Annotated in this window: 20 protein-coding genes and 1 tRNA gene; 15 read left to right on the forward strand and 6 right to left on the reverse strand. The window is 66.7% G+C overall.

Going from position 1 to position 25,328, the window contains the following annotated elements; all coding sequences use genetic code 11:
* The first annotated feature begins 84 nt into the window (after positions 1-84).
* The 11 genes from LGI35_RS26290 to LGI35_RS26340 all read left to right on the forward strand — a co-directional run bounded on the left by LGI35_RS26290 (position 85) and on the right by LGI35_RS26340 (position 14,218).
* A tRNA-Trp gene (locus LGI35_RS26290) sits at positions 85-157 on the forward strand.
* Positions 158-266: 109 nt separating this feature from the next.
* A complete protein-coding gene (gene secE / locus LGI35_RS26295) occupies positions 267-554 on the forward strand; it encodes a preprotein translocase subunit SecE (protein ID WP_100594904.1) in 288 nt (95 codons plus the stop codon).
* A gap of 77 nt (positions 555-631) precedes the next feature.
* Positions 632-1,540: a transcription termination/antitermination protein NusG gene (gene nusG / locus LGI35_RS26300; RefSeq protein ID WP_227296774.1), complete on the forward strand. Its 909-nt coding sequence runs from the start codon at positions 632-634 to the stop codon at positions 1,538-1,540.
* Between the two features lie 177 nt (positions 1,541-1,717).
* A complete protein-coding gene (gene rplK / locus LGI35_RS26305) occupies positions 1,718-2,152 on the forward strand; it encodes a 50S ribosomal protein L11 (protein ID WP_100594902.1) in 435 nt (144 codons plus the stop codon).
* 82 nt (positions 2,153-2,234) lie between these two features.
* Positions 2,235-2,963, forward strand: a complete 729-nt coding sequence (gene rplA / locus LGI35_RS26310; RefSeq protein ID WP_116511096.1) for a 50S ribosomal protein L1 — start codon at positions 2,235-2,237, stop codon at positions 2,961-2,963.
* A gap of 140 nt (positions 2,964-3,103) precedes the next feature.
* Positions 3,104-3,823, forward strand: a complete 720-nt coding sequence (locus LGI35_RS26315; RefSeq protein ID WP_227296775.1) for an SCO4651 family lipoprotein — start codon at positions 3,104-3,106, stop codon at positions 3,821-3,823.
* Positions 3,824-3,882: 59 nt separating this feature from the next.
* Complete coding sequence (locus LGI35_RS26320; RefSeq protein WP_227296776.1) at positions 3,883-4,731, forward strand: SCO4651 family lipoprotein; 849 nt, start codon at positions 3,883-3,885, stop codon at positions 4,729-4,731.
* 277 nt (positions 4,732-5,008) lie between these two features.
* Positions 5,009-5,539 (forward strand): 50S ribosomal protein L10, encoded by a 531-nt coding sequence (gene rplJ / locus LGI35_RS26325; protein WP_100594899.1) that lies wholly within the window; start codon positions 5,009-5,011, stop codon positions 5,537-5,539.
* A 111-nt stretch (positions 5,540-5,650) separates the two neighbouring features.
* Positions 5,651-6,034 (forward strand): 50S ribosomal protein L7/L12, encoded by a 384-nt coding sequence (gene rplL, locus LGI35_RS26330; RefSeq protein ID WP_116511090.1) that lies wholly within the window; start codon positions 5,651-5,653, stop codon positions 6,032-6,034.
* Between the two features lie 674 nt (positions 6,035-6,708).
* The gene (gene rpoB, locus LGI35_RS26335; RefSeq protein ID WP_100594897.1) at positions 6,709-10,194 is read left to right on the forward strand and encodes a DNA-directed RNA polymerase subunit beta; all 3,486 of its coding nucleotides are present in this window, start codon (positions 6,709-6,711) and stop codon (positions 10,192-10,194) included.
* Between the two features lie 124 nt (positions 10,195-10,318).
* Positions 10,319-14,218, forward strand: a complete 3,900-nt coding sequence (locus tag LGI35_RS26340) for a DNA-directed RNA polymerase subunit beta' (protein ID WP_116511088.1) — start codon at positions 10,319-10,321, stop codon at positions 14,216-14,218.
* A gap of 60 nt (positions 14,219-14,278) precedes the next feature.
* Here LGI35_RS26340 and LGI35_RS26345 read toward each other — a convergent pair whose 3' ends face one another.
* The 6 genes from LGI35_RS26345 to LGI35_RS26370 form a co-directional block, all read right to left on the reverse strand.
* On the reverse strand, positions 14,279-15,292 hold the full coding sequence (locus LGI35_RS26345; RefSeq protein ID WP_227296777.1) for a M48 family metalloprotease: 1,014 nt from the start codon (positions 15,290-15,292) through the stop codon (positions 14,279-14,281).
* Positions 15,293-15,316: 24 nt separating this feature from the next.
* Positions 15,317-15,835 carry a Pycsar system effector family protein gene (locus LGI35_RS26350; RefSeq protein ID WP_227296778.1) on the reverse strand — a complete coding sequence of 173 codons (519 nt, stop codon included), beginning with the start codon at positions 15,833-15,835 and terminating at the stop codon, positions 15,317-15,319.
* Positions 15,832-16,830: a hypothetical protein gene (locus LGI35_RS26355; protein WP_227296779.1), complete on the reverse strand. Its 999-nt coding sequence runs from the start codon at positions 16,828-16,830 to the stop codon at positions 15,832-15,834. The genes LGI35_RS26350 and LGI35_RS26355 overlap by 4 nt, the downstream gene beginning before the upstream one ends.
* A gap of 21 nt (positions 16,831-16,851) precedes the next feature.
* On the reverse strand, positions 16,852-18,930 hold the full coding sequence (locus tag LGI35_RS26360) for a hypothetical protein (RefSeq protein WP_227296780.1): 2,079 nt from the start codon (positions 18,928-18,930) through the stop codon (positions 16,852-16,854).
* Positions 18,927-19,691: a hypothetical protein gene (locus tag LGI35_RS26365; RefSeq protein ID WP_227296781.1), complete on the reverse strand. Its 765-nt coding sequence runs from the start codon at positions 19,689-19,691 to the stop codon at positions 18,927-18,929. The genes LGI35_RS26360 and LGI35_RS26365 overlap by 4 nt, the downstream gene beginning before the upstream one ends.
* Positions 19,692-19,814: 123 nt before the next feature.
* Entirely contained in the window at positions 19,815-20,528 is a 714-nt protein-coding gene (locus tag LGI35_RS26370; protein ID WP_385122301.1) for a Crp/Fnr family transcriptional regulator, read from the reverse strand.
* 406 nt (positions 20,529-20,934) lie between these two features.
* On the opposite strand from LGI35_RS26370, the gene rpsL reads away from it, so the two are divergent.
* The 4 genes from rpsL to tuf all read left to right on the forward strand — a co-directional run bounded on the left by rpsL (position 20,935) and on the right by tuf (position 25,277).
* Positions 20,935-21,306, forward strand: coding sequence for a 30S ribosomal protein S12 (gene rpsL / locus LGI35_RS26375; protein WP_003948652.1), 372 nt, complete (start codon positions 20,935-20,937; stop codon positions 21,304-21,306).
* Between the two features lie 2 nt (positions 21,307-21,308).
* Complete coding sequence (rpsG, locus tag LGI35_RS26380; RefSeq protein WP_116511074.1) at positions 21,309-21,779, forward strand: 30S ribosomal protein S7; 471 nt, start codon at positions 21,309-21,311, stop codon at positions 21,777-21,779.
* Positions 21,780-21,818: 39 nt separating this feature from the next.
* The gene (gene fusA, locus LGI35_RS26385) at positions 21,819-23,945 is read left to right on the forward strand and encodes an elongation factor G (RefSeq protein WP_227296783.1); all 2,127 of its coding nucleotides are present in this window, start codon (positions 21,819-21,821) and stop codon (positions 23,943-23,945) included.
* A gap of 138 nt (positions 23,946-24,083) precedes the next feature.
* Complete coding sequence (gene tuf, locus LGI35_RS26390; RefSeq protein WP_116511070.1) at positions 24,084-25,277, forward strand: elongation factor Tu; 1,194 nt, start codon at positions 24,084-24,086, stop codon at positions 25,275-25,277.
* The last annotated feature ends 51 nt before the right edge of the window (positions 25,278-25,328 follow it).

Genomic DNA, 25,328 nt, shown 5'->3' on the forward strand with positions numbered 1-25,328 from the left:
CTCACTGCTCGTTGGCCTTCACCGGCCGCACTCTTCCGGCACACAACGTGCAGTCGGAAGGATGCGGTACGTTGGGGCAGACAAAGGGTCGTAGCTCAATTGGTAGAGCACTGGTCTCCAAAACCAGCGGTTGGGGGTTCAAGTCCCTCCGGCCCTGCTACACACTCCTTCGCCAGGACGTGTGCGCATGTACGTACTGCAAATGCACCGCCGTGCGGCTCAACCGGGCGCGGCACGGCCACGACCCGGAATTCAGGTGAGGACGCGTGACGGACGCCGTGGGCTCCATCGACATGCCTGATGCCCAGGATGAGGCGCCGGAGTCCCAGAAGAAGCCCCGTAAGGGTGGCAAGCGCGGAAAGAAGGGCCCCTTCGGCCGTCTCGCGCTCTTCTACCGCCAGATCGTCGCGGAGCTCCGCAAGGTTGTCTGGCCGACTCGCAACCAGCTCACCACGTACACCAGTGTGGTGATTGTGTTCGTCGTCATCATGATCGGTCTGGTGACCGTGATTGACTATGGCTTCAACCACGCCGTCAAGTACATCTTCGGCTGAGCCGATAGCGAAGGGCGCCGTACCCGGCGCCCCTTTCGCGTGTTCCACCCCTATGTATCCAGGAAGAAGCAGCCACAGTGTCTGACCCGAACCTGAACGAGGCGATCGAGCCCGTCGAGTCCGTTGAGGACGAGCTCGACATTGTCGAGGCGGCGGACGCCGAGAACGCCGAGGACACGGTCCAGGCCGAGGCTGCCGACGAGGCAGCCACTGAGGCTGACGAGCACGCCGAGGACGAGGTCGAAGCCGCCGAGGAGTCCCTCGAGGACGACGCCGAGGGCGACGCCGCCGAGCTGTCCGAGGAGGACGCCCCCGAGGCCGAGGCCGACGAGGAGTCCGTCGAGGAAGCCGCCGAGGAAGCCGAGCCGGTCGACCCGATCGTCGCCCTGCGCGAAGAACTGCGCACGCTGCCCGGCGAGTGGTACGTCATCCACACGTACGCCGGTTACGAGAACCGCGTGAAGACCAACCTCGAGCAGCGCGCCGTCTCGCTGAACGTCGAGGACTTCATCTTCCAGGCCGAGGTGCCGCAGGAAGAGGTCGCGCAGATCAAGAACGGCGAGCGCAAGACCATCCGTCAGAACAAGCTCCCCGGCTACGTGCTGGTGCGCATGGACCTGACGAACGAGTCCTGGGGCGTCGTCCGCAATACCCCCGGCGTCACCGGCTTCGTGGGCAACGCCTACGACCCGTACCCGCTGACCCTGGACGAGATCGTCAAGATGCTCGCCCCGGAGGCCGAGGAGAAGGCCGCCCGTGAGGCCGCCGAGGCCGAGGGCAAGCCGGCTCCGTCCCGCAAGGTCGAGGTCCAGGTCCTGGACTTCGAGGTCGGCGACTCGGTCACCGTCACCGACGGTCCGTTCGCGACGCTGCAGGCGACGATCAACGAGATCAACGCCGACTCGAAGAAGGTCAAGGGCCTCGTCGAGATCTTCGGCCGCGAGACTCCGGTCGAGCTCAGCTTCGACCAGATCCAGAAGAACTAGCCCCTTCCGGCACCTTCTGGAACAAGCACTTCCGAACAGGTCAGACGGGCACTCAAAGCCGGTCTGACCTGCTCGGTTTTTAGCTGCACACAGATACCCGTTATCGTTGTGCGGTATGCCTCCATCCGGATGACCGGGTGGTCGGCTGAAAACTCTCACTAGGACCCGGAGAGAGCAATGCCTCCCAAGAAGAAGAAGGTCACGGGGCTTATCAAGCTCCAGATCCAGGCCGGTGCCGCCAACCCGGCCCCGCCGGTTGGTCCCGCGCTGGGCCAGCACGGCGTCAACATCATGGAGTTCTGCAAGGCCTACAACGCCGCGACCGAGTCGCAGCGTGGCTGGGTCATCCCGGTGGAGATCACGGTCTACGAAGACCGCTCCTTCACCTTCATCACCAAGACGCCCCCGGCCGCCAAGATGATCCTCAAGGCCGCGGGTATCGAGAAGGGCTCCGGCGAGCCTCACAAGACCAAGGTCGCGAAGATCACCGACGCGCAGGTCCGCGAGATCGCCACCACCAAGATGGCCGACCTGAACGCCAACGACCTGGACGCCGCCGCGAAGATCATCGCCGGTACCGCGCGTTCCATGGGCGTCACGGTCGAGGGCTGATCCTCACCCCGTTTGACCTTTCAGTGGTAGGGCCAGCGCTGGTCCGCACCACGAACTCCATACCTGAACTCCAGGAGTAGAAGTGAAGCGCAGCAAGACTCTCCGCGCTGCGGACGCGAAGATCGACCGGGACAAGCTCTACGCCCCGCTCGAGGCCGTCCGTATCGCCAAGGAGACCTCCGCGACGAAGTTCGACGGCACCGTCGAGGTCGCCTTCCGTCTGGGTGTCGACCCGCGCAAGGCCGACCAGATGGTCCGTGGCACCGTGAACCTCCCGCACGGCACCGGCAAGACCGCCCGGGTCCTGGTCTTCGCGACCGGTGACCGTGCTGCGGCCGCGGAAGCCGCGGGCGCCGACATCGTCGGCTCCGACGAGCTCATCGACGAGATCTCCAAGGGCAACCGCCTGAACGAGTTCGACGCCGTTGTCGCCACCCCGGACCTCATGGGCAAGGTCGGCCGCCTCGGCCGCGTGCTCGGTCCCCGTGGCCTCATGCCGAACCCGAAGACCGGCACCGTGACCCCGGACGTGGTCAAGGCCGTGAACGAGATCAAGGGTGGCAAGATCGAGTTCCGCGTCGACAAGCACTCGAACCTCCACTTCATCATCGGCAAGGTGTCCTTCGACGACACCCAGCTGGTGGAGAACTACGGCGCGGCCCTGGACGAGATCCTTCGTCTGAAGCCGTCCGCCGCCAAGGGTCGCTACATCAAGAAGGCCGCCATCGCCACCACGATGGGCCCCGGCGTTCCGGTCGACCCGAACCGCACCCGCAACCTCCTCACCGAGGAGGACCCGGCTGCGGTCTGAGCCTGACAGCTCAGCCAAGTCGGCTCGGGCCCCGCACCTTTCGAGGTGCGGGGCCCGTTCCCGTTTTTCCGCTAACCCCTCCGGGCGCGGGTGGGCTCCGCTAGCCTGCGGGGTCGACCTGGGGCTCGGCGGGGGAGTGTATGAACGGCAGGACATGGGTGCGGTACGCGACGGTCTGCCTGGCGATGGCCGGCCTGGTGTCCTGCGGCACGCACGAGGCGCCCAAGCACGACGAGAGCGTCACCGGGGCGCTGAAGGCCGCACGCTCCGAGGTCGCCGCCGCCGGGTCCGCGAGGATCGAGGCGACCAGCAGTACGGGCACCAGCCTGTCCTCGCGGAGCGTGGGCGTCCTGCGCTGGTCGGGCGGGCTGCGCGGCACTCTGAGGGTGACCACGACCGGCGGCTCGATGGCCTCGACGACCCGGCTCATGGGCGGCTCCCCGTCCCAGTCCCGCTTCCTGCCGGACGCGTACTACACGCGCATGACCGACAAGTTCGCCGCGCTGTCGGACGGCAAGCACTGGATCAGATACCCGTACGACTCCGGGGCCGACCTCTCGCCGGCCGCCTCCCTGAAGCTGCTGCTGTCCTCGGGGGACGCGCGCGAGGTGGGCCGGGAGACCGTGCGTGGCGTCCGCGCCACGCACTACACGGGCTCGGCCGACGGGCAGCGCGTCGACGTGTGGATCGACCATGGGCACCTCCTGGTCAAGCGTGTCCAGCGGGCCGACACGGCCTCCGGCGCCTTCTCCGGGACGGTGCATTACGCCGACTACGGCGCCCGCGCCTCGGCCGAGCGCCCGCCGGCGCGGGACACCGTCGACTTCAAGGACGTCGTTGATCGAAAGCCTGCCTCCTGAGCCTTCGGTATCGTGCGCCCACCTACGTGTATCGATCATCTGTTCCTAGGGGTGGGGTCATGACAGTGAGCAGAGCGGCGGGGGCCGTGCTGGCCGCCGCGGTGCTGTGCGGAGGGGCCGCCGCCTGTACGTCGTCGGGGGGCGACGGGAAGGCGGGTTCCTCGCCGCGGACGGCGGCGGCCGCGGCCGTTCTCAAGGCCACGGAGAACGGGGAGCGGCTGACGTCGTTCGGCTACCGGATGACCGGAGAGGTCCCCGGCTCGGGCCGGATCGACGCCGAGGCCGCGATCAGCGTGAAGCCGATGGCGATGCGGATGAGGATGACCTCGCCCGACCCGGGCTCCTACGGCACCCTCGAGATGCGCGTCATCGGCGGCGCCCTGTACATGGGGGGCGGCAAGGGCGCGGCCAAGGAGATGCACGGCAGGAGCTGGCTCAAGTTCGACATCTCCGGGCCGGGGTCGCAGGAGGCCGCGGCGACGAATCCGTTGGCCGGCCAGGCGGACCAGAACCCGGCCGAGCAGGTCACGTTCCTCAACGGCTCCAAGGACCTCGAGCGCGTAGGCGAGGAGACCGTGGAGGGCGAGAAGACCGCGCACTACAAGGGCACCGTCACGCTCGACCAGATGCGCGAGAGCTACAAGGAGGAGGACGCGGCCACCAGGAAGCGACGCGACAAGAACCTCTCGATGTACGAGGGCCTGGGCGTCGACAAGCTCGCGGTGGACCTGTGGATCGACCAGGACGACCGCACCAAGCGCTTCCGTACCCGCGGCGCGGCGGACAAGGGCCGCTTCGACATGACGATGACCTTCTTCGACTACGACAAGCCGGTCACCGTACGGGCTCCGGCCGCCGAGGACGTGGTGGATCTGGCGCAGATGGTGAAGGGCGCGACCAGCGGTTGAGCGTCCCGGCGGGGGCCGACAAGGGCGGATTTGCCTGAGGCGGAGACCGTCGCGTACTCTCCTCGAGAAGCCAAAGACCGCTGGTCGTTGCCGTGCCCTCGCAAGAGGAACCGGTGACCGAAGGATCTGCTGAAAGCGGACGACCTGCGCAGGTGACTGTGGAAAGTTCCCGGACTCGTTCCGGTCGAGCTCAGCCCCGTGCGCCTGCGCCGGGGCGTTTTGTTTTGTACAGCCCCTTCTGAGCGGTCCTCATCACCCGGAAGGAGGCCGACGCTCTATGCCGACGCCCGACAAGGCTGCCGCGGTAGCCGAGCTCACGGACAAGTTCCGCAGCTCGAACGCCGCCGTGCTGACCGAGTACCGGGGTCTCACCGTGGCCCAGCTCAAGCAGCTGCGCCGTTCCCTCGGTGAGAACTCCGAGTACGCCGTGGTGAAGAACACGCTGACCAAGATCGCGGCCAACGAGGCCGGGATCAACACGCTGGACGACCTGTTCACGGGTCCGACAGCGGTTGCCTTCGTCACCGGTGACCCGGTGGAGTCGGCGAAGGGTCTTCGTGACTTCGCCAAGGACAACCCCAACCTCATCATCAAGGGCGGTGTCCTTGACGGTAAGGCGCTGTCCGCCGATGAGATCAAGAAGCTCGCGGACCTCGAGTCCCGCGAGGTTCTGCTCGCCAAGCTGGCGGGCGCCATGAAGGGCAAGCAGACTCAGGCTGCTCAGGTCTTCCAGGCGCTCCCGTCGAAGTTCGTCCGCACTGCGGAGGCGCTTCGCGTCAAGCGCGACGAGCAGGGCGGTGCCGAGTAACTCGGCTCGCGCAATGACCGTCGCCCACTAGGGAGACGGTCGCAGCGGGCCGAACGTACGCCCGCCTACATGTAACTACGGCACCTGCCGAATGAGTGGAAGGACGCCATCATGGCGAAGCTGTCCCAGGACGACCTGCTTGCGCAGTTCGAAGAGATGACCCTCATCGAGCTCTCCGAGTTCGTGAAGGCCTTCGAGGAGAAGTTCGACGTCACCGCCGCCGCGGCCGTCGCCGTTGCCGGCCCGGCCGGCCCGGGTGCCGCCGCTGAGGCCGTCGAGGAGCAGGACGAGTTCGACGTCATCCTCACCGGCGCCGGCGAGAAGAAGATCCAGGTCATCAAGGTCGTGCGCGAGCTCACCTCCCTGGGCCTCAAGGAGGCCAAGGACCTCGTCGACGGCACCCCGAAGCCGGTCCTCGAGAAGGTCGCCAAGGAGGCCGCGGAGAAGGCTGCCGAGTCCCTCAAGGCCGCCGGCGCCTCCGTCGAGGTCAAGTGACCTCAGGAGTCTGCTGACTCCTCGCTGAGCGGCTCTCGCGTAGGGCTGTAACGCAAACGTACTGAAGGGCGATCACCCAACTGGGTGGTCGCCCTTCAGGCTTTTGGACGGCCGCTCGGCGTTCCAGTTCGGCTGCCTTGCACTGACGGTCCCGACGAGTATGGTGATCTTCGTTGTGCCTGGAGCCGGTGCCTGGAGCGGGCGCCGGCGGGTGCCTGCTGGTGAGTGCGGGGGTCGGGGCAGCCCTGTTCGTACAGGAGGGGGCCTTGACGAACCGCACGCAGCGCGCAATTCTCAGGACGCGTCGTCACAACGATCCGGATCCGAGGCATGGATCGACGACGAAGAGGGCAGTAAGGATGTGCGTGCCACGAGTGACGTGGTGACGTGTTGCAGCTGTTGAGAACAACGAGGGTCTGACGAGGGTCGTTGAGGACAACGAGGGTCTCAAAAAACCCGCACTGGACATCAGTGAGCCAAGTGGCTACACTGACCCTTTGCGCTGCCTGTTAGCTGCTCCCTGCCCGTCACCAGGGGCATGCCCTCGCTCCAGCACCGTGGACTGAAACCGTCCTGACCTGGCCCTCACGGGTCGATTCGGGAAGCTTCTGCCTCCGTGCCAGCTTGGGACCGGTACGCGCGTAGTGAGTCCGAGCCCTCGGAAGGACCCCCTCTTGGCCGCCTCGCGCACTGCCTCGACCGCGAATACGAACAACGGCGCCAGCACCGCCCCGCTGCGCATTTCCTTTGCAAAGATCAAGGAGCCCCTCGAGGTTCCGAACCTTCTTGCGCTGCAGACCGAAAGCTTCGACTGGCTGCTCGGCAACGACGCGTGGAAGGCTCGTGTCGAGGCGGCTCTGGAAAGCGGACAGGACGTCCCCAGGAAGTCCGGTCTGGAGGAGATCTTCGAGGAGATCTCCCCGATCGAGGACTTCTCAGGGTCGATGTCCCTGACGTTCCGCGACCACCGTTTCGAGCCGCCGAAGAACTCGATCGACGAGTGCAAGGAGCGCGACTTCACGTTCGGCGCCCCGCTCTTCGTCACCGCCGAGTTCACCAACAACGAGACCGGCGAGATCAAGTCCCAGACGGTCTTCATGGGCGACTTCCCGCTCATGACCAACAAGGGCACCTTCGTCATCAACGGCACCGAGCGTGTCGTTGTGTCGCAGCTCGTCCGCTCGCCGGGCGTCTACTTCGACTCCTCGATCGACAAGACGTCCGACAAGGACATCTTCTCGGCCAAGGTCATCCCGTCCCGGGGTGCCTGGCTCGAGATGGAGATCGACAAGCGCGACATGGTCGGTGTCCGCATCGACCGCAAGCGCAAGCAGTCCGTCACCGTTCTCCTGAAGGCTCTCGGTTGGACGACCGAGCAGATCCTCGAGGAGTTCGGCGAGTACGAGTCCATGCGCGCCACCCTGGAGAAGGACCACACCCAGGGCCAGGACGACGCGCTCCTCGACATCTACCGCAAGCTGCGTCCGGGCGAGCCGCCGACCCGTGAGGCCGCGCAGACGCTGCTCGAGAACCTCTACTTCAACCCCAAGCGCTACGACCTCGCGAAGGTCGGCCGCTACAAGGTCAACAAGAAGCTGGGCGGCGAAGCCCCGCTGGACGCCGGCGTCCTGACCGTCGAGGACATCATCTCGTCGATCAAGTACCTGGTGAAGCTGCACGCCGGTGAGACCGAGACCGTCGGCGACAGCGGTGTCTCGATCGTCGTCGAGACCGACGACATCGACCACTTCGGCAACCGTCGTCTGCGTAACGTCGGCGAGCTCATCCAGAACCAGGTCCGCACGGGTCTGGCTCGTATGGAGCGCGTCGTCCGCGAGCGCATGACGACTCAGGACGTCGAGGCGATCACGCCGCAGACCCTGATCAACATTCGGCCGGTCGTCGCCTCCATCAAGGAGTTCTTCGGCACCAGCCAGCTGTCGCAGTTCATGGACCAGAACAACCCGCTGTCGGGTCTCACCCACAAGCGCCGCCTGTCGGCTCTTGGCCCGGGTGGTCTCTCCCGTGAGCGGGCCGGCTTCGAGGTCCGTGACGTGCACCCGTCTCACTACGGCCGCATGTGCCCGATCGAGACGCCTGAAGGCCCGAACATCGGTCTGATCGGTTCGCTGGCTTCCTACGGTCGCGTCAACGCGTTCGGCTTCGTCGAGACGCCGTACCGCAAGGTCGTCGAGGGCGTCGTCACCGACGACGTCGACTACCTGACCGCGGACGAGGAAGACCGCTTCGTGATCGCCCAGGCCAACGCCGGCCTCGGCGAGGACATGCGGTTCACCGAGAACCGCGTCCTGGTCCGCCGCCGTGGCGGCGAGATCGACTACATCCCGGGCGACGACGTCGACTACATGGACGTCTCGCCGCGCCAGATGGTGTCGGTCGCGACCGCGATGATCCCGTTCCTCGAGCACGACGACGCCAACCGTGCCCTCATGGGCGCGAACATGATGCGTCAGGCCGTGCCGCTGATTAAGTCCGAGGCGCCGCTCGTCGGCACGGGCATGGAGTACCGCTGCGCCACTGACGCGGGCGACGTGCTCAAGGCGGAGAAGGACGGTGTGGTCCAGGAGGTTTCCGCGGACTACATCACCACCGCCAACGACGACGGCACGTACACCACGTACCGCCTCGCGAAGTTCTCGCGCTCCAACCAGGGCACCTCCGTCAACCAGAAGGTTGTCGTGGACGAGGGCGCCCGCGTGATCGAGGGCCAGGTCCTGGCCGACGGTCCCGCGACCGAGAACGGCGAGATGGCGCTCGGCAAGAACCTGCTCGTGGCGTTCATGCCGTGGGAGGGTCACAACTACGAGGACGCGATCATCCTGTCGCAGCGCCTCGTGCAGGACGACGTCCTCTCCTCGATCCACATCGAGGAGCACGAGGTCGACGCCCGTGACACCAAGCTCGGCCCGGAGGAGATCACCCGGGACATCCCGAACGTCTCCGAAGAGGTCCTCGCCGACCTCGACGAGCGCGGCATCATCCGTATCGGTGCCGAGGTCGTCGCCGGCGACATCCTCGTCGGCAAGGTCACGCCCAAGGGTGAGACCGAGCTGACGCCCGAGGAGCGCCTGCTCCGCGCGATCTTCGGTGAGAAGGCGCGCGAGGTGCGCGACACCTCGCTGAAGGTGCCGCACGGTGAGATCGGCAAGGTCATCGGCGTCCGCGTCTTCGACCGTGAAGAGGGCGACGAGCTGCCGCCGGGCGTGAACCAGCTGGTTCGTGTCTACGTGGCGCAGAAGCGCAAGATCACGGACGGTGACAAGCTCGCCGGCCGCCACGGCAACAAGGGTGTTATCTCGAAGATCCTTCCGATCGAGGACATGCCGTTCCTCGAGGACGGAACTCCGGTCGACATCATCCTCAACCCGCTGGGTGTGCCGTCCCGAATGAACCCGGGACAGGTCCTGGAGATCCACCTCGGCTGGCTCGCCAGCCGCGGCTGGGACGTCTCCGGCCTCGGTGACGAGTGGGCCCAGCGCCTGCAGGCCATCGGCGCCGACCAGGTCGCCCCCGGTACCAACGTCGCGACCCCGGTCTTCGACGGTGCCCGTGAGGACGAGATCTCCGGTCTCTTCGAGGCCACGATCCCGAACCGCGACGGTGACCGTCTGGTCCAGCCGTCCGGCAAGGCCAACCTGTTCGACGGCCGCTCCGGTGAGCCGTTCCCGGACCCGATCTCGATCGGGTACATGTACATCCTCAAGCTGCACCACCTGGTCGACGACAAGCTCCACGCGCGTTCGACCGGTCCGTACTCCATGATCACCCAGCAGCCGCTGGGTGGTAAGGCTCAGTTCGGTGGCCAGCGATTCGGTGAGATGGAGGTGTGGGCGCTTGAGGCTTACGGTGCCGCGTACGCCCTCCAGGAGCTCCTGACGATCAAGTCCGACGACGTGACCGGCCGCGTGAAGGTCTACGAGGCCATCGTCAAGGGCGAGAACATTCCCGAGCCGGGCATTCCCGAGTCCTTCAAGGTGCTCATCAAGGAAATGCAGTCGCTCTGCCTCAACGTGGAGGTGCTGTCCTCGGACGGCATGTCCATCGAGATGCGCGACACCGACGAGGACGTCTTCCGCGCGGCGGAGGAGCTCGGTATCGACCTGTCCCGGCGCGAGCCGAGCAGCGTCGAAGAGGTCTGACGGGCCTGGTCGGGGGCTCCCACAAGGAGCCCCCGGCCATCCCCGGGACCGTTCAGACCATGATGAAGCGCCTTATTTCTCGCTAACGCGAGGGGCACAACCCCGAAAGAGGGATTGACGCACAGTGCTCGACGTCAACTTCTTCGACGAGCTGCGGATCGGCCTTGCCACCGCGGACGACATCCGGACCTGGTCTCACGGCGAGGTCAAGAAGCCCGAGACCATCAACTACCGCACCCTCAAGCCCGAGAAGGACGGACTCTTCTGCGAGAAGATCTTCGGTCCGACCCGGGACTGGGAGTGCTACTGCGGTAAGTACAAGCGTGTCCGCTTCAAGGGCATCATCTGCGAGCGCTGCGGCGTCGAGGTCACTCGCGCCAAGGTGCGTCGTGAGCGGATGGGCCACATTGAGCTGGCCGCCCCTGTCACGCACATCTGGTACTTCAAGGGCGTTCCCTCGCGCCTCGGCTACCTGCTTGATCTCGCCCCGAAGGACCTCGAGAAGGTCATCTACTTCGCGGCGTACATGATCACGTTCGTGGACGAGGAGCGCCGTACCCGCGACCTGCCCTCCCTCGAGGCGCACGTCCAGGTGGAGCGTCAGCAGATCGAGAACCGTCGCGACTCCGACCTGGAGGCCCGCGCCAAGAAGCTCGAGACCGACCTGGCCGAGCTCGAGGCCGAGGGTGCCAAGGCCGACGTGCGCCGCAAGGTGCGCGAAGGCGCGGAGCGCGAGATGAAGCAGCTGCGCGACCGTGCGCAGCGCGAGATCGACCGCCTCGACGAGGTGTGGAACCGCTTCAAGAACCTCAAGGTCCAGGACCTCGAAGGTGACGAGCTGCTCTACCGCGAGCTGCGTGACCGCTTCGGCACGTACTTCGACGGCTCCATGGGTGCCGCTGCCCTGCAGAAGCGCCTGGAGTCCTTCGACCTCGAGGAGGAGGCCGAGCGCCTCCGCGAGATCATCCGTACCGGCAAGGGCCAGAAGAAGACCCGTGCGCTCAAGCGCCTCAAGGTCGTCTCCGCGTTCCTGCAGACCAGCAACAGCCCCAAGGGCATGGTGCTCGACTGCGTGCCGGTCATCCCGCCGGACCTGCGTCCGATGGTGCAGCTGGACGGTGGCCGCTTCGCGACCTCCGACCTGAACGACCTGTACCGCCGCGTGATCAACCGCAACAACCGCCTGAAGCGACTCCTCGACCTCGGTGCCCCCGAGATCATCGTGAACAACGAGAAGCGCATGCTTCAGGAGGCCGTCGACGCGCTCTTCGACAACGGCCGTCGTGGTCGCCCGGTCACGGGCCCCGGCAACCGTCCGCTGAAGTCGCTGTCCGACATGCTCAAGGGCAAGCAGGGTCGTTTCCGTCAGAACCTGCTCGGTAAGCGAGTCGACTACTCGGCGCGTTCCGTCATCGTCGTCGGCCCGCAGCTGAAGCTGCACCAGTGTGGTCTCCCGAAGGCCATGGCGCTGGAGCTCTTCAAGCCGTTCGTGATGAAGCGCCTGGTCGACCTGAACCACGCGCAGAACATCAAGAGCGCCAAGCGCATGGTCGAGCGCGGCCGCACGGTCGTGTACGACGTCCTGGAAGAGGTCATCGCCGAGCACCCGGTTCTGCTGAACCGTGCGCCGACGCTGCACCGCCTCGGCATCCAGGCCTTCGAGCCGCAGCTGGTCGAGGGCAAGGCCATCCAGATCCACCCGCTCGTCTGCACCGCGTTCAACGCGGACTTCGACGGTGACCAGATGGCCGTGCACCTGCCGCTCTCCGCGGAGGCGCAGGCCGAGGCCCGCATCCTGATGCTGTCCTCGAACAACATCCTCAAGCCCGCCGACGGCCGTCCGGTGACGATGCCGACCCAGGACATGGTCCTCGGTCTGTTCTTCCTCACCACCGACGGTGAACTCCGTGACACCAAGGGCGAGGGCCGCGCGTTCGGCTCCGTCGCCGAGGCGATCATGGCGTTCGACGCCGGCGAGCTCGCGCTGCAGTCCCGCGTGGACATCCGCTTCCCGGTGGGCACCATCCCGCCGCGCGGCTGGACCCCGCCGGTCGCCGAGGAGGGTGAGCCGGAGTACCAGACGGGCGACAGCTTCCGTCTGCGTACGACGCTGGGCCGCGCGCTCTTCAACGAGCTGCTGCCCGAGGACTACCCGTTCGTCGAGTACGCGGTCGGCAAGAAGCAGCTCTCCGAGATCGTCAACGACCTCGCCGAGCGCTACCCCAAGGTCATCGTGGCGGCGACGCTCGACAACCTGAAGGCGGCCGGCTTCTTCTGGGCGACCCGTTCCGGTGTCACCGTGGCCATCTCCGACGTCGTCGTTCCCGAGGCGAAGAAGGAAATCGTCGCGGGCTACGAGGCGCAGGACGAGAAGGTCCAGAAGCAGTACGAGCGCGGTCTCATCACGAAGGAAGAGCGCACTCAGGAGCTCATCGCGATCTGGACCAAGGCGACCAACGAGGTTGCCGAGGCGATGAACGCGAACTTCCCGAAGACGAACCCCATCTTCATGATGGTTGACTCGGGTGCCCGAGGAAACATGATGCAGATGCGTCAGATCGCCGGTATGCGTGGTCTGGTGTCGAACGCCAAGAACGAGACGATCCCGCGCCCCATCAAGGCTTCCTTCCGCGAAGGCCTGTCGGTGCTCGAGTACTTCATCTCGACTCACGGTGCTCGTAAGGGTCTGGCTGACACCGCTCTGCGTACCGCCGACTCCGGTTACCTCACCCGTCGTCTGGTCGACGTCTCCCAGGACGTCATCATTCGCGAGGAGGACTGCGGCACCGAGCGTGGTCTCAAGCTCGACATCGCCACGCGCGGCGCCGACGGCGTCCTGCGCAAGGCGGACGACGTCGAGACCAGCGTGTACGCGCGCTGCCTGGCCGAGGACATCGTCGTCGACGGGAAGGTGCTCGCCCCGGCGGGCGTCGACCTCGGTGACGTGCTCATCGACCAGCTGGTCAACGCGGGTGTCGAGCAGGTCAAGACCCGTTCGGTCCTGACCTGTGAGTCCGCCGTCGGTACCTGCGCCATGTGCTATGGCCGCTCGCTGGCCACCGGCAAGCTGGTCGACATCGGTGAGGCGGTCGGCATCATCGCCGCCCAGTCCATCGGTGAGCCCGGTACCCAGCTGACGATGCGTACCTTCCACACCGGTGGTGTGGCCGGTGACGACATCACCCAGGGTCTGCCCCGTGTCGTCGAGCTCTTCGAGGCTCGTACGCCGAAGGGTGTCGCCCCGATCTCGGAGGCCAAGGGCCGCGTCCGGATCGAGGAGACCGAGAAGACCAAGAAGCTCGTCGTCACCCCGGACGACGGCAGCGACGAGACGGCGTTCCCGATCTCGAAGCGTGCCCGTCTCCTGGTCGGCGAGGGCGACGCGGTCGAGGTGGGCCAGAAGCTCACCGTCGGTGCCACGAACCCGCACGACGTGCTGCGGATCCTCGGTCAGCGTGCGGTCCAGGTCCACCTGGTCGGCGAAGTCCAGAAGGTCTACAACTCGCAGGGTGTGTCGATCCACGACAAGCACATCGAGATCATCATCCGGCAGATGCTGCGCCGCGTGACGATCATCGAGTCCGGCGACGCGGAGCTGCTGCCGGGCGAGCTCGTCGAGCGCTCGAAGTTCGAGACCGAGAACCGTCGTGTGGTCACCGAGGGCGGTCACCCCGCCTCCGGCCGTCCGCAGCTGATGGGTATTACCAAGGCCTCGCTGGCGACGGAATCCTGGCTGTCGGCCGCCTCCTTCCAGGAGACGACCCGAGTCCTGACGGATGCGGCGATCAACGCCAAGTCCGACAGCCTCATCGGCCTCAAGGAGAACGTCATCATCGGTAAGCTCATCCCGGCCGGTACGGGTCTGTCCCGCTACCGCAACATCCGGGTCGAGCCGACCGAAGAGGCCAAGGCCGCGATGTACTCGGCCGTCGGTTACGACGACATCGACTACTCGCCGTTCGGCACGGGCTCCGGCCAGGCCGTTCCGCTGGAGGACTACGACTACGGTCCGTACAACCAGTAAGGCGTACGTCTGACGAAGGGCGCCCACTCCGTTTTTACGGGGTGGGCGCCTTTTCGTGTTTCAGCGCAGGCCGTCGAGGTGTGCCTGGAGATGGTGCAGCCGGGTGTGTACATCGGGGTGTGAGGCGAGGAGCCGGGCGATCATTCCGGGCCTCTCCACATGAAGACCCCGAGACATCGCAGAGGCGTGCTCTCTGCCGTGTTCTCTCGCCAGGACAGCCATGAGCTGCGGAGCGAAGCCCAGAGCTGCGGCATGCTCATCGGCCCGTAACTCGGAGCGGCGCGAGACGGCAGCCACCAGATAGGGCGTGACCAGGGGGAGGAACACGAGGCCATAGGTAGCTGTCGCCAGTGCGACCGCGGAGGCGCCGATCAGGCCGAGCAGCACGGCGGCGACTCCAACGGACAGACGGTCGGCGTACGAGGCCAGCCGTCGCACCAGGCGCCACGCGAGACGACCGGGTAACGCGTACCAATAGGTCAGTAGCGAGACCCAGGCATGCCCGCTGGTGTGGTGTCCGAGTTCGTGAGCCAGCACGCCGCCGAGCTGGGCGGTGGGCAGCTCGGCCAGCGAGTGGCTGGTGACGCCGACGATGTGGCCTGCGGCGGCCATGGCATTGATGTCGTCGCTGTCCTCGACCCAGAGTTGATATGCGTTCCCGTCCACACCGGCCCGGGCTGTCACCTCCTGCCAGACGGGCTTCAGCCGTTGTCGCTCGTCAGGGGTCGGGTAACGGAGGCCGAACAGCCATCGGGCCATCGCCCGCTCACTGGGCTGGTGGAATGCCAGGGCCCCGCTCAGGGCCCAGCAGCTGACCGGGGCCCACGAGGGAACGCCGGCCAAGGCATCGACGGCGTACGACAGGAGGAAGACGACACCCAGGCTGAGGATCACGTGCGGGACGTGGAGGGCCAGGTTGCCGAGGGCGGTGGTGTCCGTGCTGCGCTGTCGCGCTGATATGTGGACGCGCCCGTTGCGGAGGGCGAGTTCGTCCGGGTCGACCGGGGGTGGATTCTCCGGCTTCCTCGAGTTCTCAGGACTCTCAGGAGCCTCGTACTCGTAGGGCGGGGACATGGCGCTCCCTTCGGGGACGGCGGTTCAGTCGGTGAGCAGCGATCCGGGGAGCAGCACTGCGGCACAGCCGAAGGCGAATAGGCCGATGCGGATCCACAGGTGCTTGCGGGCCGCGATCCGAGCGGTCTCGGAGAGGGCGAACAGCAGGCCGCGGGCGGGATCGCGGACGGTTTCCGCGAGGGCGGCCGTGAGGCACCCGGCTTGTGTGGCACGCCGTACATCGTCGAAGTAGGTGAGTGGCTGTCCTGGTTCCCAGCTGTTCACGCCGTAGCGGGGGACCACGGCCAGCAGCAGCGCGAAGAGTGCGGTGACCAGCGATACTGCGCCTGCCCACCACAGGACGGCGGCGTGTGCCGGAAGCCGGGCAGGGCTCCAGTTACGGTCGGCCAGGAGGCCGCCGAGTATGCCCGCCGACATGCTGAGCACGCCCACGAGCACCGTGGCTTTGGAGTCGGCGCGGGCGATCTCGCTGCGGAGATCGGTGAGGAGTTGTGTCGCGGTTCGCAGCTCCAGGTCGCCCGGTATCGGGGCGGTGGCGCTCATGCCCCCGCCTCCGGCGGCGCTTCGGCGGGCGACTGCGGGTAGGTGGGCGGGGTTTCCTCGGCGGTGGCTGGCGCCCTGAGGATGGCTGTCATTCGCTCTGCGATGAGCTTGCGCGGCTCTTCGAGTTGGTAGCTCTCCAGCCCTTTGCCCTCCAATGCCTGGTCGATCAGGTGAAGTTGGGTCTGAATGAGCGCGGCCTGATCGGATCGGAGGTGTTCCAGGACCAGATGGGTGTCGTCGGGGTGCTCGGTCAGGTGTAGTGCGAGAGCGGCGGTGCCGCCCTTGGTCAGGTGGTACTCGTAGAACTTGATCTTCTCGGCCCTGATCTGCGCCTCGTGTTCCTGGCGCATCACCGACACCCTGTGCTCGGGCAGGGCGGCCTCCGCCTCATGTCGTGCTGTGCGCAGGCGGCTCTGGTGGGACCGTTCGGCGGCGTCGCGGCGCAGGCGTATGGAGCAGGCGGTCCGCAGGCCCTGGGCGTCGCCGGCCGGCGCGGCCGTGTCCACGGCCCTCTGTACGGCCATCTCGGCCGCGGCGCTGGCGTCGATCGTGTGCTCGCGACTTGCCCTGCGCATCGCCGGCAGGAGAGCCCGGGTGAGCAGGCCGGGCACATCGTCCTCCTGGCTTGCGACGAACCGTTCCGGATCGACGACACGCCAGGTGACGTCAGCGGTGACCTCGAACTCGAAGCTGTCGATCGCGCTGGGCAGGGGCACGCGCAGCTGGAAGGAACGGAGTTCCGTGCTCACCTCGTACAGGGCGACGTACCGCCTGACGGTGGTGGGGCGGTGGGGCGGAAGGAAGGTCTCGTACGAACCCTTCCGCGTCACGAAGACCAGTGCGTTGTCGACGCGTCCGCTGAAGCGCCGCCCGCCGAGACGGAACCGGGGTAGCTGCCAGACCGTACGGACCGGATCGGTGAACTGGGTTCGGTCGAGCGCGGGTTCGGGCTGTTCGAGCCAGTCGCGTTCGTCCCTGGAACCGGTGTCCTCCATGGTCGTCTCCTTGGTGAGGTGTCATCGAGGCGCGAGGGCGGACTCCAGACGCCGGGCCACCGGTGGCTTGCCCTGGTCGGAAGTGCGCACCGTGCGCAGGAGGTGGCTGACGCGCTGATGGTTCGCGGGAGTGGTCGCGAGGGTGGGCAGCAGTTCGGCGAGTGCTGCCTCGGATTCCGGATCCAGCTGGGCCGCGAGCACCCAGGTGCGCAGCACATCCAGCGCTCGCGCAGTGAGCGAGCTGTCGTTGAGCGCGGTCTCCCAGAAGATGGTCAGGTGCCGGGCGTCCGCGGGGTCGTCCGCCACCGCGGCATGGGCATACCAATCGAGGACGAGCGGACGGCCGCCGGTCTCCTCGTACTGCTCGCAGGCCTGTATGAACGCGAGCAGTGCGTGGCCGCGGACCGCGCGCCCCCTGGTGAGGTGGTCTGCCAACTCGGCGAGCACCGGACCCTGTACGGCCAGGAGCAGCAGTTCCAGAGCGTCGGCGAACTGCTGTGCCTCCTCCTCTGCGTCCTCGTCGTCGGGCTGCCGCTGCACGGCCTCGAGCAGCGCGGCAAGAGCTTCCTTGTGGTGCACCGGTCCCAGCAGGCCGTAGGTGCGGATGGCTGTCCAGCGGCGGCTCTCGTTCTCGCCCGTGCACCAGCTGTGCAGGATCTGGGCAACCGTGGGCACGTTCAGCAGCACGGCCATGGTGAGGGCGTTGGCCGCGGTGAGCCAGGCGCCGAAGCTCTTGGAGTCGGCCCAGGGCTCGATGAGATGAGCCATGGCGGACGAGAGGTCGGCCTGGGCGAGGAGCGCGGCGGCCGCCGCCGCCCGGGTGCGGACGAGGGGGCGCCCGTCGTCCGCCAGCTGGTGGATCCAGCCGACGAGGGCGGGCCGGGCGGACGGGTGGAGATTCCATACCTCGTGCAGCAGGACCCGCGCGATCTGCCGGTCCTGGAAGGAGGCGACGAACTGCGCGAGCAGCCCCCATTCCGTGACCTCGGTCTGCATGTAGCCGTCCGCGCGGGCAAGCTGGATGCGATCTGCGCGGGAACTGCCGAAGACTCGGATGCGAGGTGGCTCGTGGGGATTCTCGATCTTCTGCAGCAGGGCGAAGAGCCGGTCTCCGAGCTCGGCCGTCACCGCGTACGGGCCTCCGTCGAAGACGGCGAGTGAGATGAGGAACGCCTTGTCGAAGAGCGCGGGCTCGTCCTCGGTGAGCCAGCGGGTGACCTGGGCGGCCGAGGCAGCTTCTCCATAGGCTGCCAGGGACTCCTCGCTGATGTCCCCCCGGTGCAGAGAGAGCACTCGACCGGCGAACTGGGCTGTCTCGCTCGGTTGGTGAGCCCGGCCGAGGAACTCCTTCACCGGCGCGAGCCCGCGAAGCGCCGCCCATTCGGATTCCCCGGTGCTGGGCACCACGTGGGCGTACAGGATGTCCTCAGCCGATGGAGGCTCCCAGCGAACGGAAGCGATGTCACCGAGCGCGGCCGACGGTTCGACGGTGATGACCAGGTGGCCGTGCGTACGCTCCAGCTGCTCGCGGATACCCTGCAGATGGAGCGCTCGAAGAGGCCGGCTCCGACTGGTGACCAGGTTGCACAGGACGTATCCGGTGGACTCGTCCAGCTGTTCCCGCAGTGCCGACGGGGAGGTGGTCGGCTCGAGGTCGCGCATGCGCCCGACGCCGAGCCGGTGCAGCAGCATCACCGCCGCCGAACGGCGTCCGGTGGCATGACCACCGGACACGACGACGACGCGCTCCGCCCGCAGTCGGGTGAGTGCCCGGTCGAAACTGGGGCAGGTCCGGAACACCGCCGCGAGCGCCTCCACGTCCTCGCGGGGAATGGGCCCGGAGATCGGACCCGGAGCGTCGCCTCTGCCTCCGAAGTGCTGGATCACGTTGCCCTGGACGGTGCCGCCGGTGACTCCGTACTGATCACGGCCGACCAGGCTGGAGACGAAGGACGGACCGTGCTCGATCAGATCCCGCCGCGCGGCCCAGGCCTTCTGTCGGTGTTCCTGGGCTTCCGAAGTCTCTTCCTGCTTTTCGCCCTCGTCGGGGGTGATGGCGTCGGCCGCAGGCGTTCCGCCGGCGGCGGCTTCCTCGCTCACCGCCGGTCCCCGCGATCGCGGAAGTCGAAGCGGAGGTCGCCGTGCACGGTGCCCCCGGCGACGCCGTACTGGTCCCTGCCGACCTGGGCGGTGCCGGGTCGAGTGTCTGGTGTGGGCCCCGGATCGGTGGCCGGGCGCGACTCCTCGGATGTGGTGCGACCGGTACCAGCCTCGGGGGTGGTCCGGTCGGTACCGCCACCCCCGTGCACCCAGGCGACGGTCGGGCCCTCCTTCGCCTGCACGGTGACGCGATGAAACGCGTCCGGGCGTACGCCCACGGGACCGTGTCGGACGACCCCCTGATACAAGGCGTCGGACACGCAGAGCACGCTGTCCTCGTCGCGCCGGCGCAGTGCGTCGCGCAGGGGTTCCGCGTCCAGGAGGCGGCAGGCATGGTTGAGGTCCGCCCCGACCCAGCCGTCGAGTTCGTCCACGGCGACGTATCCACTCGCGAGCACGATGCGCAGACGGATTTGGGCGCTGCGCGCCATCAGCCGGTTCTTGTTGTGCAGCAGGGCGGGGGTCTCGGTGAGTAGCGTCTTGAGCAGCCCCGACACCGGCACTTGAGCGTCGATCAGCTCCATCACGGAGTCGCCGCGGTCTGCGCGCAGCCGGGACGTCTCGCCGACGTGCGCCGCCCTGAGTGTCGCGTCCGCGACGTCGTAGAGCAGGCGTCGCAGGTACGCCTGCTCCACGTTGTCGCGCTTGCCGAACTCCTCGATGTCGAAGAGCAGGATGGTGCGGTTCACGTGGTCGGTCATGTCTGCCTCTCGTCGTCCGGTCCGCTGACCAGTACGACGATGACGGGGCCGGGCCGGACCGTCAGAGGGACGACGACACCGACGAACTGTGACTCCGTGCACAGAGCGCCGGGCGGCTGTGCGCTATGGGGCCTGCCCACTGCCGATGATGCGGCGCAGCACGTCGGGCCGGACGACGATGACGCGGCGGCGTCTCGTGACGACGACCTCCCGATCGCGCAACTCCTTCAGGAGGCGGGCGACCGCCTCGCGGGACGATCCGACCGAACCCGCGAACTCCTGCTGACTGAGGGGGACGGTGAGCTCGATGCCGTCCTCGGTCCGCCGGCCGTGCGTTCGGATCAGCTCGAGCAGCAGAGTGGCGAGCCGCTCGCGCACCGAGAGCGCGGCCCATTCGAGGCGGCGGCGGTCGGTCGCCCGCTGGCGGTCGGTGGCCAGGCTCAGTAGCCTCAGCGCCACCTGGGGAGCGTTGGTGAGGAACGCCGTGAAGCGGGCCTGGTCGATGACGACGGCCTCCACCGCTTCAAGAGCGGTCACGGTGGCCGCTCTGTGCCGACCGCTGAGCGCAGCGCCCTCGCCCACTATGTCGCCGGGGCCGCGCAGGGCGAGGAGGGCCTCGTACCCGTTGGCCGCGATGGCCGTCACCTTGGTCCAGCCCCGCAGGAGCAGCAGCACGTGCGTGGACGGCTCGTCCTGGTGCATGACGACGCTGCGCGGGGAGTAGCGCAGCACGCGGCCGATGGCGAGCAGCGCCGCCCGGTCCTCCCGTTCCAGCCGGGCCAGAAACGGCACCCGGTCGTCCAGCCCCCCATCGCCCGGTAAGTCGGCCACCGCCATCGCCCCCGATCCCCACGGGACCCAGCAAGATCCCTTGAACGCCGATCGATCAACGTACTGAAACGGAACCTCCGGGGACATACGAACAACCGAATCGTGTCCTCGGAGGGCTGCACACTGTTCAGGAGATGCTTCGGGCGGTGGGCGGGAAGTCCGGCGTGTCGCGGTGGACTGCATTTGTTTTGACCGAACCCGATGAGGTAGGTACGCTCAGACCTTGTGCCTGGGGTGTGCCTGGGCTCTTGTGCGTGTCGTCAGCCGCTACGGGAGTCCGCGACGGGCCGCCGTAATCTGCGCCCTTCCCGCTTGGCGGCGGGAGTTCACAGTATTCGACACACCCGACCGCGTGGGTCGGGAAATGTTCCAGGTTAGCTTTACTACTCGGCACACAGAAACCGGAGAAGTAGTGCCTACGATCCAGCAGCTGGTCCGGAAGGGCCGGCAGGACAAGGTCGAGAAGAACAAGACGCCCGCACTCGAGGGTTCGCCCCAGCGTCGCGGCGTCTGCACGCGTGTGTTCACGACCACCCCGAAGAAGCCGAACTCGGCCCTCCGTAAGGTCGCGCGTGTGCGTCTGACCAGCGGCATCGAGGTCACGGCCTACATTCCGGGTGAGGGACACAACCTGCAGGAGCACTCCATCGTGCTCGTGCGTGGCGGCCGTGTGAAGGACCTGCCTGGTGTTCGTTACAAGATCATCCGCGGTTCGCTCGACACCCAGGGTGTCAAGAACCGCAAGCAGGCCCGCAGCCGCTACGGCGCCAAGAAGGAGAAGTAAGAATGCCTCGTAAGGGCCCCGCCCCGAAGCGCCCGGTCATCATCGACCCGGTCTACGGTTCTCCTCTGGTGACCTCCCTCATCAACAAGGTGCTGCTGAACGGCAAGCGCTCCACCGCCGAGCGCATCGTGTACGGCGCCATGGAGGGTCTGCGTGAGAAGTCGGGCAACGACCCGGTCATCACGCTGAAGCGCGCGCTGGAGAACATCAAGCCGACCCTCGAGGTCAAGTCCCGCCGTGTCGGTGGCGCCACCTACCAGGTGCCGATCGAGGTCAAGCCCGGTCGCGCCAACACGCTCGCGCTGCGCTGGCTCGTGGGTTACTCCCGCGCCCGCCGCGAGAAGACCATGACCGAGCGCCTCATGAACGAGCTGCTCGACGCCTCGAACGGTCTTGGCGCTGCTGTCAAGAAGCGTGAGGACACCCACAAGATGGCCGAGTCCAACAAGGCCTTCGCGCACTACCGCTGGTAGTCGCTACCCACATCGAGACCGAGAGAAGACTGAGCCGATATGGCTACCACTTCACTTGACCTGGCCAAGGTGCGCAACATCGGCATCATGGCTCACATCGACGCGGGCAAGACGACGACCACCGAGCGGATCCTGTTCTACACCGGTGTTTCGTACAAGATCGGTGAGGTCCACGACGGCGCCGCGACCATGGACTGGATGGAGCAGGAGCAGGAGCGTGGCATCACGATCACCTCTGCTGCCACCACCTGTCACTGGCCGCTGAACGATGTCGACCACACGATCAACATCATCGACACCCCGGGCCACGTGGACTTCACCGTCGAGGTGGAGCGTTCGCTCCGCGTCCTCGACGGTGCCGTGACGGTGTTCGACGGCGTTGCCGGCGTTGAGCCCCAGTCCGAGACTGTCTGGCGTCAGGCGGACCGCTACGGCGTGCCGCGTATCTGCTTCGTCAACAAGCTCGACCGTACGGGTGCCGAGTTCCACCGCTGCGTCGACATGATCGTCAACCGCCTCGGTGCGACCCCGCTCGTCATGCAGCTGCCCATCGGCGCAGAGGCTGACTTCCAGGGCGTCGTCGACCTCGTCACGATGAAGGCGTTCGTCTGGTCCGCCGAGGCGGCCAAGGGCGAGGCGTACGACATCGTCGACATCCCGGCCACGCACACCGAGGCTGCCGAGGAGTACCGCGGCAAGCTGCTCGAGGCCGTCGCGGAGAACGACGAAGAGATGATGGAGCTGTTCCTCGAGGGCGAAGAGCCTTCGGTGGACCAGCTGTACGCGGCCGTGCGTCGCATCACCATCGCCTCCGGCAAGGGCGGCGACACCACCGTCACCCCCGTGTTCTGCGGCACCGCGTTCAAGAACAAGGGCGTTCAGCCCCTGCTCGACGCCGTCGTGCGCTACCTGCCGTCGCCCCTGGACGTCGAGGCCATCGAGGGCCACGACGTCAAGGACGCGGAGACGGTCGTCAAGCGCAAGCCGTCCGACGAGGAGCCCCTCTCGGCGCTGGCGTTCAAGATCATGAGCGACCCGCACCTCGGCAAGCTCACCTTCGTCCGGGTTTACTCGGGCCGCCTGGAGTCCGGCACCGCCGTGCTGAACTCCGTCAAGGGCAAGAAGGAGCGCATCGGCAAGATCTACCGTATGCACGCGAACAAGCGTGAGGAGATCGAGTCGGTGGGCGCCGGTGACATCGTCGCCGTCATGGGTCTGAAGCAGACCACCACGGGTGAGACGCTCTGTGACGACAAGAGCCCGGTGATCCTGGAGTCCATGGACTTCCCGGCGCCGGTCATCCAGGTCGCCATCGAGCCGAAGTCCAAGGGTGACCAGGAGAAGCTGGGTGTCGCCATCCAGCGCCTCTCGGAGGAGGACCCCTCCTTCCAGGTTCACTCGGACGAGGAGACCGGCCAGACCATCATCGGTGGTATGGGCGAGCTTCACCTCGAGGTGCTCGTCGACCGCATGAAGCGCGAGTTCCGCGTCGAGGCGAACGTCGGCAAGCCGCAGGTCGCTTACCGCGAGACGATCCGTCAGGCCGTCGAGCGTGTGGACTACACCCACAAGAAGCAGACCGGTGGTACGGGTCAGTTCGCCAAGGTGCAGATCGCGATCGAGCCGATCGACAGTGGCGACGCGACCTACGAGTTCGTGAACAAGGTCACCGGTGGCCGCATCCCCCGGGAGTACATCCCGTCGGTGGACGCGGGTGCGCAGGAGGCCATGCAGTTCGGCATCCTGGCCGGCTACGAGATGACGGGCGTCCGCGTCACGCTTCTCGACGGTGCCTACCACGAGGTCGACTCCTCCGAGCTGGCGTTCAAGATCGCCGGTTCGCAGGCCTTCAAGGAGGCCGCGCGCAAGGCCAAGCCCGTGCTGCTCGAGCCGATGATGGCCGTTGAGGTCACCACGCCCGAGGACTACATGGGCGACGTCATCGGCGACATCAACTCCCGCCGTGGCCAGATCCAGGCCATGGAGGAGCGCAGTGGCGCCCGTGTCGTGAAGGGCCTCGTGCCCCTCTCGGAGATGTTCGGCTACGTCGGAGACCTCCGCAGCAAGACGTCGGGTCGCGCAAGCTACTCGATGCAGTTCGACTCCTACGCCGAGGTTCCGCGGAACGTCGCCGAGGAGATCATCGCGAAGGCCAAGGGCGAGTAACTCACCCGAGTTCACGCTTTAGGCTTGACACCGACCGCTGGGGTTCGTGAATCCCGGACCCCGGCGGCGGGTTTCCCAGCAAAGATCACCTGGCGCCGATGAAGCAAGGCGTACAGAACCACTCCACAGGAGGACCCAGTGGCGAAGGCGAAGTTCGAGCGGACTAAGCCGCACGTCAACATCGGCACCATCGGTCACATTGACCACGGTAAGACGACCCTCACGGCCGCCATTACCAAGGTGCTGCACGACGCGTACCCGGACCTGAACGAGGCCTCGGCCTTCGACCAGATCGACAAGGCTCCTGAGGAGCGCCAGCGCGGTATCACGATCTCGATCGCGCACGTCGAGTACCAGACGGAGACGCGTCACTACGCGCACGTCGACTGCCCCGGTCACGCGGACTACATCAAGAACATGATCACGGGTGCCGCGCAGATGGACGGCGCCATCCTCGTGGTCGCCGCCACCGACGGCCCGATGCCGCAGACCAAGGAGCACGTGCTCCTGGCCCGCCAGGTCGGCGTTCCGTACATCGTCGTCGCCCTGAACAAGGCCGACATGGTGGACGACGAGGAGATCCTGGAGCTCGTCGAGCTCGAGGTCCGTGAGCTCCTCTCCGAGTACGAGTTCCCGGGCGACGACCTGCCGGTCGTCAAGGTCTCGGCGCTCAAGGCGCTCGAGGGCGACAAGGAGTGGGGTCAGTCGATCCTGAACCTCATGGCCGCCGTCGACGAGTCCATCCCGCAGCCCGAGCGTGACGTCGACAAGCCGTTCCTCATGCCGATCGAGGACGTCTTCACGATCACCGGTCGCGGTACGGTCGTCACCGGCCGTATCGAGCGTGGTGTCCTCAAGGTCAACGAGACCGTTGACATCGTGGGCATCAAGCAGGAGAAGACCACCACCACGGTCACCGGCATCGAGATGTTCCGCAAGCTGCTCGACGAGGGCCAGGCCGGTGAGAACGTCGGTCTGCTCCTCCGTGGCATCAAGCGCGAGGACGTCGAGCGCGGCCAGGTCATCATCAAGCCCGGTTCGGTCACGCCGCACACCGAGTTCGAGGCCCAGGCCTACATCCTGTCGAAGGACGAGGGTGGCCGTCACACCCCCTTCTTCAACAACTACCGCCCGCAGTTCTACTTCCGCACCACGGACGTGACCGGCGTCGTGACCCTCCCCGAGGGCACCGAGATGGTCATGCCGGGCGACAACACTGAGATGAAGGTCGAACTCATCCAGCCCGTCGCCATGGAAGAGGGCCTGAAGTTCGCCATCCGTGAGGGTGGCCGGACCGTGGGCGCCGGCCAGGTCACCAAGATCGTCAAGTAATTTCCTTGACGGTTTGACCTGGTAGCTCCAGCGAGCACCAGAAGGGGCCCG

The organism is Streptomyces longhuiensis, from assembly GCF_020616555.1.
GTDB lineage: Bacteria > Actinomycetota > Actinomycetes > Streptomycetales > Streptomycetaceae > Streptomyces > Streptomyces longhuiensis.

Bases quoted from the DNA above. Each gene is read 5' to 3' on its own strand.
- rplK (WP_100594902.1), top strand. From the start codon at position 1,718: ATGCCTCCCAAGAAGAAGAAGGTCACGGGGCTTATCAAGCTCCAGATC.
- LGI35_RS26315 (WP_227296775.1), top strand. From the start codon at position 3,104: ATGAACGGCAGGACATGGGTGCGGTACGCGACGGTCTGCCTGGCGATG.
- LGI35_RS26320 (WP_227296776.1), top strand. From the start codon at position 3,883: ATGACAGTGAGCAGAGCGGCGGGGGCCGTGCTGGCCGCCGCGGTGCTG.
- rplJ (WP_100594899.1), top strand. From the start codon at position 5,009: ATGCCGACGCCCGACAAGGCTGCCGCGGTAGCCGAGCTCACGGACAAG.
- rplL (WP_116511090.1), top strand. From the start codon at position 5,651: ATGGCGAAGCTGTCCCAGGACGACCTGCTTGCGCAGTTCGAAGAGATG.
- LGI35_RS26345 (WP_227296777.1), bottom strand. From the start codon at position 15,292: ATGTCCCCGCCCTACGAGTACGAGGCTCCTGAGAGTCCTGAGAACTCG.
- LGI35_RS26350 (WP_227296778.1), bottom strand. From the start codon at position 15,835: ATGAGCGCCACCGCCCCGATACCGGGCGACCTGGAGCTGCGAACCGCG.
- LGI35_RS26355 (WP_227296779.1), bottom strand. From the start codon at position 16,830: ATGGAGGACACCGGTTCCAGGGACGAACGCGACTGGCTCGAACAGCCC.
- LGI35_RS26365 (WP_227296781.1), bottom strand. From the start codon at position 19,691: ATGACCGACCACGTGAACCGCACCATCCTGCTCTTCGACATCGAGGAG.
- LGI35_RS26370 (WP_385122301.1), bottom strand. From the start codon at position 20,528: ATGGCGGTGGCCGACTTACCGGGCGATGGGGGGCTGGACGACCGGGTG.
- rpsG (WP_116511074.1), top strand. From the start codon at position 21,309: ATGCCTCGTAAGGGCCCCGCCCCGAAGCGCCCGGTCATCATCGACCCG.
- fusA (WP_227296783.1), top strand. From the start codon at position 21,819: ATGGCTACCACTTCACTTGACCTGGCCAAGGTGCGCAACATCGGCATC.